General features: G+C 72.5%; 16 protein-coding genes. 9 read left to right on the plus strand and 7 right to left on the minus strand.

From position 1 onward, the window contains the following. Positions 1–3 precede the first annotated feature (3 nt). Positions 4–780 carry a PIG-L deacetylase family protein gene (locus O3S82_RS11855; protein WP_179423655.1) on the minus strand — a complete coding sequence of 259 codons (777 nt, stop codon included), beginning with the start codon at positions 778–780 and terminating at the stop codon, positions 4–6. A gap of 55 nt (positions 781–835) precedes the next feature. Between O3S82_RS11855 and O3S82_RS11860 the strand changes: the two genes are divergently transcribed. Beyond that, complete coding sequence (locus O3S82_RS11860) at positions 836–1,468, plus strand: maleylpyruvate isomerase family mycothiol-dependent enzyme (RefSeq protein ID WP_269303027.1); 633 nt, start codon at positions 836–838, stop codon at positions 1,466–1,468. Positions 1,469–1,503: 35 nt separating this feature from the next. On the opposite strand, the gene O3S82_RS11865 is transcribed toward O3S82_RS11860, so the two are convergent. Next, positions 1,504–2,331, minus strand: coding sequence for an alpha/beta hydrolase (locus O3S82_RS11865; RefSeq protein WP_269303028.1), 828 nt, complete (start codon positions 2,329–2,331; stop codon positions 1,504–1,506). Positions 2,332–2,437: 106 nt separating this feature from the next. On the opposite strand from O3S82_RS11865, the gene O3S82_RS11870 reads away from it, so the two are divergent. Next, the gene (locus O3S82_RS11870) at positions 2,438–2,719 is read left to right on the plus strand and encodes a TFIIB-type zinc ribbon-containing protein (protein ID WP_179423649.1); all 282 of its coding nucleotides are present in this window, start codon (positions 2,438–2,440) and stop codon (positions 2,717–2,719) included. A gap of 3 nt (positions 2,720–2,722) precedes the next feature. Further along, positions 2,723–3,775 carry a tocopherol cyclase family protein gene (locus O3S82_RS11875; protein ID WP_269303031.1) on the plus strand — a complete coding sequence of 351 codons (1,053 nt, stop codon included), beginning with the start codon at positions 2,723–2,725 and terminating at the stop codon, positions 3,773–3,775. On the opposite strand, the gene O3S82_RS11880 is transcribed toward O3S82_RS11875, so the two are convergent. Together O3S82_RS11880 and O3S82_RS11885 are read right to left on the minus strand one after the other, a co-directional pair. Then, a complete protein-coding gene (locus O3S82_RS11880; protein WP_269303033.1) occupies positions 3,762–4,358 on the minus strand; it encodes a malonic semialdehyde reductase in 597 nt (198 codons plus the stop codon). The two genes, O3S82_RS11875 and O3S82_RS11880, sit on opposite strands and share 14 nt — an antisense overlap. 74 nt (positions 4,359–4,432) lie before the next feature. Beyond that, positions 4,433–4,729, minus strand: coding sequence for a DUF2277 domain-containing protein (locus tag O3S82_RS11885; RefSeq protein ID WP_179423643.1), 297 nt, complete (start codon positions 4,727–4,729; stop codon positions 4,433–4,435). Between the two features lie 62 nt (positions 4,730–4,791). Here O3S82_RS11885 and O3S82_RS11890 point away from each other — a divergent pair, with 62 nt between their 5' ends. The 3 genes from O3S82_RS11890 (at position 4,792) to O3S82_RS11900 (ending at position 6,429) form a co-directional block, all read left to right on the plus strand. Next, complete coding sequence (locus O3S82_RS11890; RefSeq protein ID WP_269303036.1) at positions 4,792–5,208, plus strand: methyltransferase domain-containing protein; 417 nt, start codon at positions 4,792–4,794, stop codon at positions 5,206–5,208. 142 nt (positions 5,209–5,350) lie between these two features. After that, complete coding sequence (locus O3S82_RS11895; RefSeq protein WP_269303038.1) at positions 5,351–5,962, plus strand: hypothetical protein; 612 nt, start codon at positions 5,351–5,353, stop codon at positions 5,960–5,962. 44 nt (positions 5,963–6,006) lie between these two features. Further along, the gene (locus tag O3S82_RS11900) at positions 6,007–6,429 is read left to right on the plus strand and encodes a GNAT family N-acetyltransferase (protein ID WP_269303040.1); all 423 of its coding nucleotides are present in this window, start codon (positions 6,007–6,009) and stop codon (positions 6,427–6,429) included. Positions 6,430–6,484: 55 nt separating this feature from the next. Here the strand turns inward: O3S82_RS11900 and O3S82_RS11905 are convergent, their stop codons facing one another. Beyond that, the gene (locus tag O3S82_RS11905) at positions 6,485–7,417 is read right to left on the minus strand and encodes a threonine/serine dehydratase (RefSeq protein ID WP_269303042.1); all 933 of its coding nucleotides are present in this window, start codon (positions 7,415–7,417) and stop codon (positions 6,485–6,487) included. Between the two features lie 128 nt (positions 7,418–7,545). Between O3S82_RS11905 and O3S82_RS11910 the strand changes: the two genes are divergently transcribed. Further along, positions 7,546–8,361, plus strand: coding sequence for a pseudouridine synthase (locus O3S82_RS11910; protein WP_442864731.1), 816 nt, complete (start codon positions 7,546–7,548; stop codon positions 8,359–8,361). A 1-nt stretch (position 8,362) separates the two neighbouring features. Here O3S82_RS11910 and O3S82_RS11915 read toward each other — a convergent pair whose 3' ends face one another. Together O3S82_RS11915 and O3S82_RS11920 are read right to left on the minus strand one after the other, a co-directional pair. Further along, entirely contained in the window at positions 8,363–9,784 is a 1,422-nt protein-coding gene (locus O3S82_RS11915) for a bifunctional cytidylyltransferase/SDR family oxidoreductase (RefSeq protein ID WP_269303046.1), read from the minus strand. A 28-nt stretch (positions 9,785–9,812) separates the two neighbouring features. Next, positions 9,813–10,577 (minus strand): siderophore-interacting protein, encoded by a 765-nt coding sequence (locus tag O3S82_RS11920; RefSeq protein ID WP_269303048.1) that lies wholly within the window; start codon positions 10,575–10,577, stop codon positions 9,813–9,815. 19 nt (positions 10,578–10,596) lie between these two features. Between O3S82_RS11920 and O3S82_RS11925 the strand changes: the two genes are divergently transcribed. Continuing rightward, positions 10,597–12,549 carry a M13 family metallopeptidase gene (locus tag O3S82_RS11925; RefSeq protein WP_269303050.1) on the plus strand — a complete coding sequence of 651 codons (1,953 nt, stop codon included), beginning with the start codon at positions 10,597–10,599 and terminating at the stop codon, positions 12,547–12,549. A 1-nt stretch (position 12,550) separates the two neighbouring features. After that, a complete protein-coding gene (locus O3S82_RS11930) occupies positions 12,551–13,756 on the plus strand; it encodes an MFS transporter (protein WP_269303052.1) in 1,206 nt (401 codons plus the stop codon). Positions 13,757–13,804: the final 48 nt, after the last annotated feature.

The following is a 13,804-nucleotide window of genomic DNA, read 5'->3' on the forward strand; positions in this document are numbered from 1 at the left end:
AGGTCAGGCCCCGCCGAGCTCCATCGCCTCGCGAGCGATCGGCGGCGGCGCATGGAAGTCGAAGGCACGGAACAGCACCGCGTGGTCGACGCCCATCCGGCGACCCTGCATCGCCGTGATGCCCGTGATCATCGGGCGCGGCGGCGGGTGGCCGGGGATCCCGGCGAGGTACTGGCCGTGCGCCTCCAGCGACGCGATGCCGCGCTCGAGCGGCTCGCCCGTCACGTCGACTCCGTGGGTGGGACGGTTGTCGCCCGAGACCAGCAGCCAGCGCGGCGACCACGGCTCGAGGCCCTCGGCGAGCAGCTCGGGGAACACCCAGCGGTTGCCGGCGTCGCGCAGGCCGTCGATCGCCGCGAGACCGGCGACGCGGTGATCGGCCTGGTTCAGCCCCGCGACGAACTCGACGTCCCACGAGCCCACCAGCACCGCGTCCGGGCGGAAGCCGCGGATCGACATGGCGATGTCGCGGCGCATCGCCAGGGAGTACTCCAGGATCCCGTCCGGGTAGTCCAGGAAGTCGACCTGCGACACGCCCACGACCTCGGAGGCGGCGATCTGCTCGTCGCGACGCAACTCGGCGGTCTCCTTCGGCGACAGCGCGTCCATGCCCGCCTCGCCACGGGTCAGCAGGAGGTAGGCGACGTCGACGCCCTCGCTCGTCCAGCGCGCCACGGCCGAGGACGTGCCGTACTCGACGTCATCCGGGTGGGCCACGACGCACAGGATGCGCTCGAACGCGTCGTCGGGGAACGGCGGGAGCAGCTCGTCTGCGCTCATTCTCGGAATGTACGCCCGGGCGCGCGCGGCGTACATCCCTCATAGGGTGGGCGTCATGTCCGACGTCTGGCCGCTCGTGCATGCCGAGCGCGAGGCGCTCGTCGCCGACCTCGGGCAGCTGCCGGAGTCCTCGTGGGAGCTGCCCTCGCTGTGCGACGGATGGACCGTGCACGACGTCGCGGCGCACCTGGTCGACACCGCGTCGACGACACGGGTGGGCTTCGTCGCGGGACTCGTCCGGGCGCGGTTCGACTTCCATCGCCAGAACGAGCGGGGCGTCCGCCGCCATCGCGGCGCGAGTCCTCGCGAGACCCTGCGCCGCCTGCGCGACGTCGCGCACCGGACCTCCACGCCGCCGGCGCCGCTCGACAGCCGCCTCGTCGAGGAGGTCGTCCATGGCGAGGACATCCGCCGGCCTCTGGGACTGGTGCGCGCCTACCCGCAGGAGGCGGTCGTGCGCGCGTTCCGTCTCCAGGAGCGCACGACCGTGGCGTTCGGCGGCGGCAAGGAGCACCTCACGGGCGTCCGCATGACTGCCACGGACGCCGACCTGGTGGCGGGCGACGGGCCCGCGGTCCGAGGACCGGCGCTGTCGCTGCTGCTCGCCCTCTCCGGTCGCCGCGTCGCCCTCGACGACCTCGACGGTCCGGGGGTCGAGCTGCTCGCGAATCGCCTCAGGGACGGATGACCACGCGGCCGAGGGGCTGACCCGACGTCGACGCCTCACCGAACGTGGTGCGCGAGCCGCAGGACGGCGTCCGCGACAGGTGCGCCGAACATCACGGCGTCGTTGTGGTCGCCGGTCAGCACGACCCGCTCGAACAGCGAGGGTGCACCGTCGGCGACGCGCTCGCTGAGCTCGGTCGGCACGACCGTGTCGTGGTGGCCGTGGATCACCGTGACGGGCACGTCGCTGGCGGCCAGGTGCTCCGAGACCGGGAAGCGGTCGCGCAGCAGCATCCGCACCGGCAGCCACGGGTAGTGGTGCGCACCGACGTCGGCCAGCTCGGTGAACGGCGAGCGCAGCACGATTCCCGCCGGTGTCGTGCGCGCCTGCAGCGCGGCGACCACGCCCGAGCCGAGGGACTCGCCGAACAGGATCGTGCGATCGGCCGGGTACCCGAGGTCGGCGAGCGCCTCGAGGGCGGCGTCCGCGTCGGCCGCGAGCCCGTCCTCGCTCGGGCGCCCCGGGTTGCCGCCGTAGCCGCGGTAGTCCATCAGCAGGACCGCGAGACCGCGCCGGCTCAGCTCCTCCGCGAGACCCGTGCGACTCAGCCGGTTGCCCCCGTTGCCCGGAGCCAGGAGCACCGCCAGACCCGTGTCGGTCTCGGCCGCCGGAACGAACCACGCACCCAGCTCGAGCCCGTCCGCGGTGCTCAGCGTGACGTCGCGCGCGCCGGGGACCGCCTCCGCCGCCGCGGGCACCGGCTCCGCGTCGGGGAAGTAGATCAGCTGGCGCTGCAGCGCCCACACGGCCGCCACCCCCATCCCGACCAGCACCAGCGCCACCGCGAGGGCCCGGACGAGCCATCGGCGAGACGGGCTGGTCATGCCTCATGCTCACCGTCCGCGGCCCGCTCGGCAAGCACGCCGAGCGGCGGCAGCCTTGGCAGGACCCGCCTAGGCTGAACCCAGTTCCCACTCCTGGAGGTCCCCGATGAAGTGCCCCAACGACGCGACGACCCTCGTGATGAGCGAGCGGTCCGGCGTGGAGATCGACTACTGCCCCGAGTGCCGGGGCGTGTGGCTCGACCGCGGCGAGCTGGACAAGATCCTCGAGCGCGCCGAGCAGGACGCCACCCGCACGGCCGCGCCGCAGCGGGACGACCGCTACGCGCCGCGCCCGTCGTACGACGACCGGGACCGCCGCTACGACGACCGCAGCAGCGGCTACCGGGGCAAGAAGAAGAGTCACTGGCTCGGCGAGCTGTTCGACTGAGCCATGCGCCGGCCAGCCGCGCTGCGTGACGCCTACCGGGCGAGTGGTGCGGACCGCCCGTTCGGCGACCCCCTCCCCGCGCACGGCGTCGCGATGGAGGGCTACTTCTGGAGGTTCACCGACCCCGCCTCCGGGCGCGTCCTGATCGCCCTCGACGGGGTGAACCGCGCGGCCGGCGGCACGTGGTCGACGCTCGGCGTGGCCTCCCACCCGAACGGGTTCCTGCGCACGACGGCGCACCCCGTGGGCGAGGCGGACGCGAGCGGGCTCGGCGTCGTCTCCGGAGTCGCCTTCCGCGGCTCGCCCGACCGCCTGCACGTCGATCTCGGACCCGACGCGCGGATCGACGTCGAGGTCCGGCAGCCGGTGCCGTGGCCGCGCCGCAGCCTCGGCGGCTCGAGCATCTTCCAGGCCGTCCCGGGCCTCAACCAGTACTGGCACCCGTGGCTGCTCGGCGGCTCGGCCCACGGCGAGGCGGTCGTCGGCACGCAGACCTGGGAGCTCGACGGCTGGCAGGTCTACGGCGAGAAGAACTGGGGCAAGGGCGGCTTCCCCGACGCGTGGTGGTGGGGCCAGGCGCAGGGCTTCGAGGACCCGTCGGTGTGCGTCGCGTTCGCGGGTGGCGAGGTCTCGGCCGGCCCGCTGCGCACGACCGTGACGGCCGTCGTCGTGCTGCTGCCCGACGGGCGGCTCGTGCGGCTCGGCGACCCGGTCGTGTCGCCGGTGCGCGCCGAGGTCAGCGACGAGCGCTGGTCCCTGCGCGGCCGCAGTGCCCGCTGGCGGATCGAGATCGAGGGCTGGGGCGACCTCGCCGCCGCCCACGTGCTGCCGGTGCCGCTGCCCCGCGAGCGCCGCAACGTGCCCGGCGCGATCGAGCACCTCGGCGCCCGGATGCACGTCACGGTCCACCACCGCGACCGGCTGGTGTGGCAGGGCGAGTCCGGCCTCGCCGCGCTGGAGCATGGCGGAATCGACCGTGCCCGCGCCGAGGTGACTCGACGCGGGCACGGGGAGGAGGCGGTGGACGCGCCCCCGGTGGGGCTCAGAGAGCCGTGACGACCTGCTCGTGCTCGAGGCGCGGGAGGCGGTCGAACCAGGCGTTCTCGCCCGGGTGGCCGATGTTGACGACGACCATCGTCTTGTAGCCGGTGCCGGCCAGCAGGTCCTCGTCGATGCCCTCGGCGTCGAAGCCGGTCATCGGGCCCGCGGCCAGGCCGGCGGCGCGCACGCCCATGATGAAGTAGCCGATCTGCAGACCGGCGTTGAGACGAGCCGTGGCCTCGCGCGCGACCGGGTCCGGGAACCAGCCTTTGGCACCCTCGGCGTGCGGGAAGACGGTGGGCAGGTGCTCGTTGAAGTCGGTGTCCGCGGCGAGGATGGCCACCAGCGGGGCGGCGGCCGTCTTGTCGCGGTTGCCATCGGCCATGTGCTTCAGCAGGCGCGCGCGGGCGTCGTCGCTGCGGACGAGGACGATGCGCAGGGGCTGCGAGTTCATCGCGGTCGGACCGAACCTCACGAGGTCCTGGATGGCCGCGACCTGCTCGTCGGTCACCGGCTCGTCGGTGAAGGAGTTCGCGGTGCGGGCCTGACGGAACAGCAGGTCCTGGGCGTCTGACGAGAGCTCGAGAAAATCGTTCATGATTCAACTAACGTCTGCTCGGGGCTCGAACCTTCCCGAGCGCGCACGTGTCCCTTCTCACGTGCGCCGCAGGCTCATGCGCTCGCGGTGCGCAGGCGGACCTCGCGCTCCATCCGCTTCTCGTGACGCTCGCGTCCCTTGATGGCCTCGCGCTCACGGCTCTTCGGCGGCGCCTTCGTCACGAGGTCGTCGAGCAGACGCCGGGTGGCCTCCGCGATCTCGTCGACCGCGCGGTCGAACGCCTCCTGGTTGGCGCGCGACGGCTTCGTGGACCCGCTGACCTTCCGCACGAACTGCAGCGCGGCCTCGCGGACCTCCTCGTCCGTCGTCGCCGGCTCGAAGTTGTGGAGGACTCGGATGTTGCGGCACATGCCTCGACGGTAACCCCGCGGGGGCGTGCCGAACAGGCCCGCATCTTGCGACGATGGGCGCCATGAGCGCGCTCTCACCGCGGCTGGCCGCAGTCCTCGAGGCGCTGCCGCTCGCGCCGGGTCTGCGGGTGCTCGAGATCGGCGGAGCGCCCGGCCCGCTCGCCCGCGCGATGGCCGCCCGGGTCTCCCCCGGCGGCTTCGTCCTCGTGGTCGACCGCTCGCAGCGGGGTGTCGCGGCCACCCGCACCGCCTGCGCCACCGAGATCGCGGCGGGTGTCCTCGGCGTGCGCCACGCGTCCGCCGAGTCGTTCAGGCTCGAGCCCGGCGAGGACCCGTTCGACCTCGTCGTCGCCAACCGGGTCGGCGCCCTCGACGGACGTCACCCTGCCCTCGCAGACGCCGCCCTCGCCGCAATCCGCGCCGCGACCACCCCCGGCGCCCCGCTCTACGTGGACGGCCGACCCGTCGCAACTCTCTGATCAGATGGAGCACGGACAGCGGACCTTCACGGAGCGACAGATCTGAGACGTCAACGAGCCAGTCCGACTCGACCGGTTGCCCTCTGAGCTCGAATGAGCCGTTCTGCGACCGGCACCCGCTTTGACACGTAGTTTCTTGCTCGTGATCACACCTCCTCCCGGCTCCCGAGATTCCAGCGACGTCCATACGCCGGCAGAAATCGTCGCGCGGATGCGCCGGCGGGCGTGGATCCTTCGGGGCGGAGCACTGCTGATCGTAGGTGCGATCGTCGTTCTCTTTCCCAAGTTCGACGACGTCGGTCCGGATCGACACCCGGCAGCAGGCATCGATGACGCCAACACCAGGACTGAAGCCACCACCGCTAGCGAAGAGCCGTCGACGCCTGGCCCGGCTGATGAGGCGGACCTCGCTCCTGAGGCTCCTCCCGTCGCACCGGATGCGCCTGATGAGCCGAAGGACTCGGAGGCTGACAACGATCTCAACCTCGCCCACGACGACATAGCCCGTCTGGGCCGCGCGGCCGACATCTATGGCTACGGGCTGGGTCCAGGAACGTCACTTGACTACGACCAGGCGACGAACTTCGCCTACGCCGTCACTTTGACTTGCGACGGGTGGCGAGATGGCAACCTCTCCTTCGAGGATTCGGTGAGCGAAGACGTGATGTCAGGGGCGTCCGAAACCGACGCAATCGCGATGAATCGCTACTTGGAGTCGACGTTCTGCCCCGCGTACGAAGCAGCCGGCAACTAGTCGAACCCGCGGGACGCCGAACCCGACGGTGGGACAGTAGGCCCATGGTGGACGGTTACTCCCTGCACGGAACGGCCCCCGACGAGGTCGCCTACCTGCGCCTGCGCGAGGCGTCGGGGCTCACGCCGAAGCGCCCCGACCAGGCCGGCCCGGCGCTCGCCGGCGGCTGGGCGGCGTGCCACGTGGTGCACGAGGCCAGTGGCGAGACCGTGGCGATGGGCCGCGTCATCGGCGACGGCGGCTGGTACTTCCACGTCGTCGACATGGCCGTGCTGCCCGACCACCAGCGCCGCGGGCTCGGCGACCTCGTCCTGTCGCACCTGCTCGACGTGATCGCCACGGACGCTCCCCCGGGCGCCTACGTCTCGCTGATGGCCGACCCGCCCGGCCGCCGCCTGTACGAGCGCCACGGGTTCGTCGACAGCGCCCCGAGGTCGGTCGGCATGGTCCTGGCGGACGAACGATGAGGCATTCCGCCCCGCTCGGCTACCCGAATGCCTCATCGTTCGTCCCCGGGGCACCTCAGGGACGCGCGAGGGTGGCCGCGTCCGTGTTCGCGCCGCAGACGACGACCGCGACGCGCTCGCCGGGCCCCGGCACGTAGCGGCCGGAGTGCAGCGCGGCGTAGGCCGCGGCGGCACCGTGCTCGGACGGCACGCGGAACTCGTCCCACAGCGCCGTCCGGGCTGCGACGATCTCGTCGTCGGTGACCATGACCGGGACCGGCGCCTCGGCCTCGACGGCCGAGAACGCGAGATCGCCGAGCCGGCGCGCGCCGAGTGAATCCGAGGCCACGCCGGAGACCGCGACGTCCACGGGTCGCCCGGCGTCGATCGCGCGGTGCATCGTCGGGCACTGCTCGGGCTCGACCACCACGACGCGCGCCCGGCCCAACGCGGACGCCGCGACGCCCGCGTACAGGCCTCCGCCGCCCACCGCGACGACGATCGTGTCGATCGAGGGCTCGTCCTCGAGCAGCTCCTCGGCGAGCGTGCCGGCGCCGGCCGCGACCTCGACCTGGTCGTAGGCGTGCGCGAGCGCGGCCCCGGTCTCGTCGGCGAACTCGACGGACGCACGGTGCGCCTCGGCGAACTCGGCTCCCACCCGGCGGACCTCGGCGCCGTACGCCTCGATGCGGTCGACCTTGACCTGCGGCGCCGCCTCGGGGACGAACACGGTGGCCCGCACGCCCAGCTCGCGCGCGGCGAACGCCTGGGCGAGGCCGGCGTTCCCGCCGGACGCCACCACGATGCCGGCGTCGGTGATCTCCCCCGACTCGAGTCCGGCGAGCTGGCGGTTGAACGCACCGCGCGTCTTGAACACGCCGCAGTGCTGGAGCAGCTCGAGCTTGAGCCACAGGGAACCGTCCGCCGAGGTCTGCCACAACGGCGTGCGCCGCACGCGTCCTTCGATCCGGCTCGCCGCCGCCTGCACGTCCCGCCTCGTGACCGTCACGCCCTCCAGTATCCCGTGCCTAGACTCGGGCGGTGCCTCCCCGTTCGCCGCTGCCGCCCCGTCACGGGCTCCAGGCGGCCTGGCTGCGCACGCCCGACCGCGATACGCAGGGACCGCCGTGGCCGTCGATGGTCGCGTGGCTCGAGCACGAGGTCGCGCCGCATGCCGACGTCCACGCGATGCTGGCGGACGAGCGCTTCGTCTACGACGACCTGACGCCCGTACGTGTCGGCGATCCCTACGCGCCGCACACGTTCGTGTGGTTCCACCGCGACCTGCGCGACGAGGTCGAGGTCCCCGGCGAGATCCGCATCCTGCACCGCGACGAGCGGGTCCTCGTGGTCGACAAGCCGCCGTTCCTCTCGACGATCCCGCGCGGCCGCCACGTGCTGCAGAGCGTCGTCGTGCGGCTGCGCACCGAGCTCGACCTGCCCGAGCTGACCCCGCTGCACCGGCTCGACCGCGTCACCTCGGGCGTCCTGCTGCTCGCGACCGAGCGCCGCTGGCGCGGGCCGTACCAGACGCTGTTCGAGCACCGGCAGGTCAAGAAGACCTACCGCGCCCTCGCCCCGTGGCAGGAGGCGCTCGAGTCGCCGGTCGTCATCCGCAACCACCTGCGCAAGGACCGGGGCGCCCTCCGCGCCGAGGTCGTCGCCGACGCGCCGGTCAACGCCGAGACCCTCGTCGAGATGGAGGAGCGCCGCGGCGACCTCGCGGTCTACCGCCTCAGTCCCCGCACCGGACGGACGCACCAGCTGCGGATGCACCTGGCCGGGCTCGGCAGCCCGATCGTGAACGACCCGCTCTACCCGACCGTCGCCGACGTCTCGGTCGACGACTTCTCGAGCCCGCTCCAGCTGCTCGCGAGCGAGCTCGAGCTCACCGACCCGGTCGACGGCACCGAGCGCCGCTGGGTCAGCGGCCGGACGTTCCCGCTGACGTGACTCAGTGGCCCCCGCCGATGGCGGCGGGACCGGCCTCGCGGCGGATGTCGATGACGTGCCCCGTCATCGGCGCGACGAGGACGTCGAGCGAGCGACGCGCGACCTCCTCGGACGACAGCAGCGTGCCCTCGGGCTCCTCGCCGAACGCCTTGGTGCGCATCGGCGTGCCGGTGCGCTCGGGGTTGACGCAGTTCACGCGGACCTCGCCGGCCCACTCGTCGGCCAGCGCCTGCGTGAGGTTCACCGTGGCCGCCTTCGCCGAGGAGTACAGCGAGTAGCCCTTGCGGCCGCGCGTGTAGGACGACGACGTGAACAGCAGCAGCGAGCCGTTGGACTCGGCCAGCAGCGGGCGGAACTCCTGCGCGATGAAGATCGGGGCGAGGTAGTTGATCTCGGTGGCGGCCCAGATCGTCTCCTCGGACGTGTCGGCGAGGTCGCCGATCGGCAGCACGCCGGCGGTGTTGACGACGAAGTCGACCCGGCCGACCTTCTCCACGACCTCGCGCGCGGCCTCGGCGACGTCCTCGCGGCGGTCGACGTGCGTGCCCGTGGACGAGCGGGAGAACGCGAACACCCGGGCACCGTAGGACTCGGCGAGCTTCGCGATGTCGCCGCCGATGCCGTAGGAGCCGCCGAACACGACCATCGTCCTGCCCTCGAGCGCGGCGCGGTACTGCTCGTCGTCGAGCTCGTCCGGCGTCTCGGCCGAGGCCAGCTGGAACAGCTTGTCGGCGATGTAGACGTCGATCGGCTCGGTGACCTTCATGTTCCGCTCGTGGCCCTGGACGACCGCGATCGGCACGTCGGGGCGGTAGCGCAGCACCACGGTGCAGTCGTCGGTGGCGGTGAAGTCGGGGTCCTGCCACGCCTTCTCGTAGGCGTCGCGGATGATCGAGGACCGGAAGGCCTGCGGGGTCTGGCCGCGGCGCAGCAGGTCGCGGCGCAGCACGTCGGAGATCGTGTCGAGGTCGCCCGTGCGCTCGTCGTGCACCTGCACCACGGTGTCGGCCGACGGGATGGCGGTGTCGACGGCCTCGTACGTGCCGAGCGCGGCGACCACGTCGGAGATGATCGTCTGCGACACGAGCGGGCGCACCGCGTCGTGGAACAGGACGTTGCACTCCTCGTCGCCGAGCGCCTGCAGCGCCAGGCTGGTGGTCTCGTTGCGGGTCGAGCCGCCCTCGAGCACCTGCGTGACCTTCGGGTAGGCGCCGTCGCGCACGATCGCGTGCACGGGGTCCAGGTGGCCCTGGGCCATGAGGATGATGATCTCGTCGATCGCGTCGGCGGCCTGGAACACCGAGATGGTGTGCTCGAGGATCGTCTTGCCGGCGATCTTGATCAGCTGCTTCGGGATCGCCAGCCCCACGCGGGTCCCGGTGCCACCGGCGAGGATCACGGCCACGTTGCGCAATTCGGTCACCAGTCGAGGTTACCGGGGAGGAACTCCTTCAGGCGCCGGGGCGCATGACGGCGTCCTGCTGCTCGCGCTTCCAGGCGCGGAAGCCCTCCTCGGTCTCGCCGCGGCGCCAGTAGGCCGAGACGGAGATGTCGGTGCGCTCGACGCGGCCGTCGAGCAGGTAGGGACGCACGGACTTCAGCAGCGCGGACTCGCCGTGCACGAAGGCCTGCACGCGACCCTCGGGCCACGGCCAGGCGCGCACCGCGTCGTCGAGGAGCGTGGTGGAGCCGGGCGCCGCGCCGTTGCGGTGCAGCCAGCGCACGTCGGCCTCGCCCGAGCTCGGCAGGTCGATCTCGTGGCCAGGACCGTCGATCTCGACGAACGCCGTCGCGCGGGCGCCGGGCTCGAGGGACGCGAGGGACGCGGCGATGGCCGGCAGGGCCGACTCGTCGCCCACGAACAGGTGGTGGTCGGCGTCGGGTCGGGGCCGGTACGCGCCGCCGGGGCCGCGGAACCGCAGCGTGTCGCCGGGCTGCGCCGAGAGCGCCCAGGGCCCGGCGAGGCCCTCGGTGCCGTGCGTGACGAAGTCGATCGCGAGCTCGCGGGCCTCGGGATCCACCCACCGCACGGTGTAGGTGCGCAGCACGGTGTCGTCGCCGTCGGCGAACACCAGCTTGACGTAGGTGTCGGTGGAGTCGAGGTGGTGCGCCAGGTACTCGTCGAACGCGGCTCCGCCGAGCACCACGCGGCGCAGTCGCGGGGCCAGGTCCTCGGTGCGCTGGACGGTCAGTTCCACCTCGGTCTTCTGAGCCACGCTGTGTAGCCTAAACCGCGTGACCCAAGGCTTCGATCCCACGACGTTCGACACCCAGATCCGCCCGCAGGACGACCTGTTCCGCCACGTGAACGGGCCCTGGCTGCGCGACACGCCGATCAAGCCCGACCGGGCCACCGCCGGCGGGTTCGTGGACCTCGTCGACGAGGCCGAGATCCTCGTCCGCTCCATCGTCGAGTCCTGCGCGGCCGAGCCCGAGGACGACGAGCAGCGCAAGATCGGCGACCTGTTCGCCAGCTTCATGGACACCGAGCGCATCGAGCAGCTCGGCGCCGCTCCCCTGGCCGACGACCTGGCCGCCATCGACGCGATCGACTCGATCCCCTCGCTCGTGCGCACGATCGGCGCGCTGGAGCGCTCGGGCGTCAACAGCATCATCGGCCTCTACATCGCGCCCGACCGCGGCCAGCCCGACCGCTACGTCACGCACGTGGTCCAGGCGGGCATCGGCCTGCCTGACGAGTCGTACTACCGAGACGAGCAGTTCGCCGAGATCCGCGACGCCTACCGCGACCACGTCGCCGCGATGCTCCAGCTGGCCGGCTTCGACGACGCGAGCGACCGCGCCGACCGCGTCCTCGAGCTGGAGACCGCGATCGCCTCGCACCACTGGGACCGCGTCGCCGTCCGCGACGCCCAGAAGACCTACAACCTCAAGACGTTCGCCGAGCTCGGCGCGCTGACCCCCGCCTTTGACTGGCAGGCGTGGGCGCAGGCCGCCGGCATCGACCTGTCCGTCCTGGCCGAGGCCGTCGTCTCGCAGCCGTCCTACCTCGAGGGCCTCCAGGGCCTCCTCGACGAGGGGTCGCTGCCCGCGTGGCGCGACTGGCTGCGCTGGCAGCTGGTCCACGGCGCCGCGCCGTTCCTGTCCAACGACTTCGTCGAGACCAACTTCGCGTTCTACGGCAAGACCCTGCAGGGCACCGACGAGCTGCGTCCGCGGTGGAAGCGCGGCATCGGCTTCGTCGAGGGCTCGATGGGCGAGGCCGTCGGCAAGATCTACGTCCGCACCGAGTACCCCGCCGTGGCGAAGTCGCGCATGGAGGAGCTCATCGCGAACCTGCTCGAGGCCTACCGGATCAGCATCCGCGAGCTGCCGTGGATGAGCGACGAGACCAAGCAGCGCGCGCTGGCCAAGCTCGACGCGTTCACGCCGAAGATCGGCCACCCCGAGTCGTTCAAGGACTACGCGGCGCTCGAGACCGACCCGGCCGACCTCGTCGGCAACGCGCGTCGCGCGCAGTCCGTGGCGATGGACCGCGAGCTGGCCAAGATCGGCCAGCCCATCGACCGCGACGAGTGGTACATGACCCCGCAGACGGTCAACGCCTACTACAACCCGACGATGAACGAGATCGTCTTCCCCGCCGCGATCCTGCAGCCGCCGTTCTTCGACGCCGGGATCGACGACGCGGTGAACTACGGCGCGATCGGCTCGGTCATCGGCCACGAGATCGGCCACGGCTTCGACGACCAGGGCTCGCAGTACGACGGCACCGGCGCCCTGAGCAACTGGTGGACCGACGAGGACCGCGCCGCGTTCGACGGCCTCGCCGCGAGGATCATCGCGCAGTACGACGACCTCAGCCCCGAGAACGCCGACGGCCAGACCGTCAACGGCGCGCTCACGATCGGCGAGAACATCGGCGACCTGGGCGGACTCGGCATCGCGTACCTCGCGTTCAAGCTCGCGCAGGAGGGCAAGCCCGCCGACCCGATCGACGGCCTCACGCCCGACCAGCGCTTCTTCCTGGCGTGGGCGCGCGCGTGGCAGGGCAAGGTGCGGCCGGCCGAGACGATCCGTCGCCTCACGGTCGACCCGCACTCGCCGCCGGAGTTCCGCTGCAACCAGGTCGTGCGCAACATCGACGCCTTCTACGAGGCGTTCGGCGTGACCCCGGACGACGCGCTGTGGCTCGACCCGGCCGAGCGCGTCACGATCTGGGCCTGAGGTGACCTGGGCGCACCAGCGACGCGCCCTGGGCACGCTCGCGCTGGCCCAGGTCGTGGGCGGCATCGGCAACGGCGCCGGACTCGCCGTGGGCGCCCTGCTCGTCGAGGACGTCAGCGGGTCGGCCGGCTGGGCGGGCCTCGCCGTCGTCGCGATGACCCTCGGCGCCGCCGGCTTCACCGTGCCGCTGTCGAACCTCGCCGTGCACCGCGGGCGTCGGCCCGCCCTGACCGCGGGCTGGCTCGGCGGCGCGCTCGGCGCCGTCGCCGTGATCGCGGGCGGCGAGTGGCGCTCGCTGCCGCTGCTGCTCGTCGGGTTCCTGCTGTTCGGCGCCAGCACGGCGGCCAACCTGCAGTCGCGGTTCGCCGCCGCCGACCGGGCCGAGCCCGCACAGGTGGGCCGCTCGATCTCGCTGGTCGTGTGGGCCACGACGATCGGGTCGGTCGCCGGCCCCAACCTCACGGGTCCGGGCGCCGCGGTCGCCCGCGCACTCGGCATCCCCGAGCTGGCGGGCCCCCAGGTCTTCTCGGCGCTCGCCTTCACGGCTGCCGGGATCCTCACGTGGGTGCTGCTGCGGCCCGACCCGCTTCCGCGCCGCGACGCCGCCGCTCCCCCGCCGCCGCGGATCGCGGCCGCGCTGCCCCACGTCCGCGGCGCCACGGCGATCGCGATCACGTCCGTCGCGTTGTCGCACGCGGTCATGGTCGCGGTCATGGCGCTGACGCCGGTGCACATGTCCGGCCACGGCGCCGAGCTCTCGATCATCGGCCTCACGATCAGCCTGCACATCGCCGGCATGTTCGCGCTGTCGCCGCTGTTCGGCTGGCTATCCGACCGCTGGGGTCCCGAGCCCACGATCCTGCTCGGGCAGTCCGTGCTGATCCTCGCCTGCGGCATCGCGGGCACCGCCGGCTCGTCCGACGTGCAGATCACGATCGGCCTGATCCTGCTGGGCGTCGGCTGGTCGATGTCGGTGATCGCCGGCGCGGCCCTGCTCACCCGCAGCGCCGCCCCGGAGGTCCGGCCGCTGGTGCAGGGCTTCAGCGACCTCACGATGAACCTCGCCGGCGCGGCCGGCGGCCTGATCGCCGGCCTCGTGGTCGCCGTCTGGAGCTTCGGCGCGCTCACCGCCGTCGCCACCCTGCTGACGGTTCCCGTCGTCGCCACCGTCGTGCTCGCGTCCCGCGCGCCCGCTCGCGTCGACTGACGGATTCCCCGACACTCACCCTCGGCGGGCAGCCGGGACCACTAGGCT

The sequence above is a fragment of the Aeromicrobium sp. HA genome (assembly GCF_027171405.1).
Classification (GTDB): domain Bacteria; phylum Actinomycetota; class Actinomycetes; order Propionibacteriales; family Nocardioidaceae; genus Aeromicrobium; species Aeromicrobium tamlense.

What these genes read in the sequence shown, in the direction of transcription:
- O3S82_RS11875 (WP_269303031.1), top strand. Translation starts at nt 2,723, where the DNA reads ATGCGCCGGCCAGCCGCGCTGCGTGACGCCTACCGGGCGAGTGGTGCG.
- O3S82_RS11910 (WP_442864731.1), top strand. Translation starts at nt 7,546, where the DNA reads ATGGTCGCGTGGCTCGAGCACGAGGTCGCGCCGCATGCCGACGTCCAC.
- O3S82_RS11890 (WP_269303036.1), top strand. Translation starts at nt 4,792, where the DNA reads ATGAGCGCGCTCTCACCGCGGCTGGCCGCAGTCCTCGAGGCGCTGCCG.
- O3S82_RS11860 (WP_269303027.1), top strand. Translation starts at nt 836, where the DNA reads ATGTCCGACGTCTGGCCGCTCGTGCATGCCGAGCGCGAGGCGCTCGTC.
- O3S82_RS11900 (WP_269303040.1), top strand. Translation starts at nt 6,007, where the DNA reads ATGGTGGACGGTTACTCCCTGCACGGAACGGCCCCCGACGAGGTCGCC.
- O3S82_RS11865 (WP_269303028.1), bottom strand. Translation starts at nt 2,331, where the DNA reads ATGACCAGCCCGTCTCGCCGATGGCTCGTCCGGGCCCTCGCGGTGGCG.
- O3S82_RS11880 (WP_269303033.1), bottom strand. Translation starts at nt 4,358, where the DNA reads ATGAACGATTTTCTCGAGCTCTCGTCAGACGCCCAGGACCTGCTGTTC.
- O3S82_RS11870 (WP_179423649.1), top strand. Translation starts at nt 2,438, where the DNA reads ATGAAGTGCCCCAACGACGCGACGACCCTCGTGATGAGCGAGCGGTCC.
- O3S82_RS11855 (WP_179423655.1), bottom strand. Translation starts at nt 780, where the DNA reads ATGAGCGCAGACGAGCTGCTCCCGCCGTTCCCCGACGACGCGTTCGAG.
- O3S82_RS11885 (WP_179423643.1), bottom strand. Translation starts at nt 4,729, where the DNA reads ATGTGCCGCAACATCCGAGTCCTCCACAACTTCGAGCCGGCGACGACG.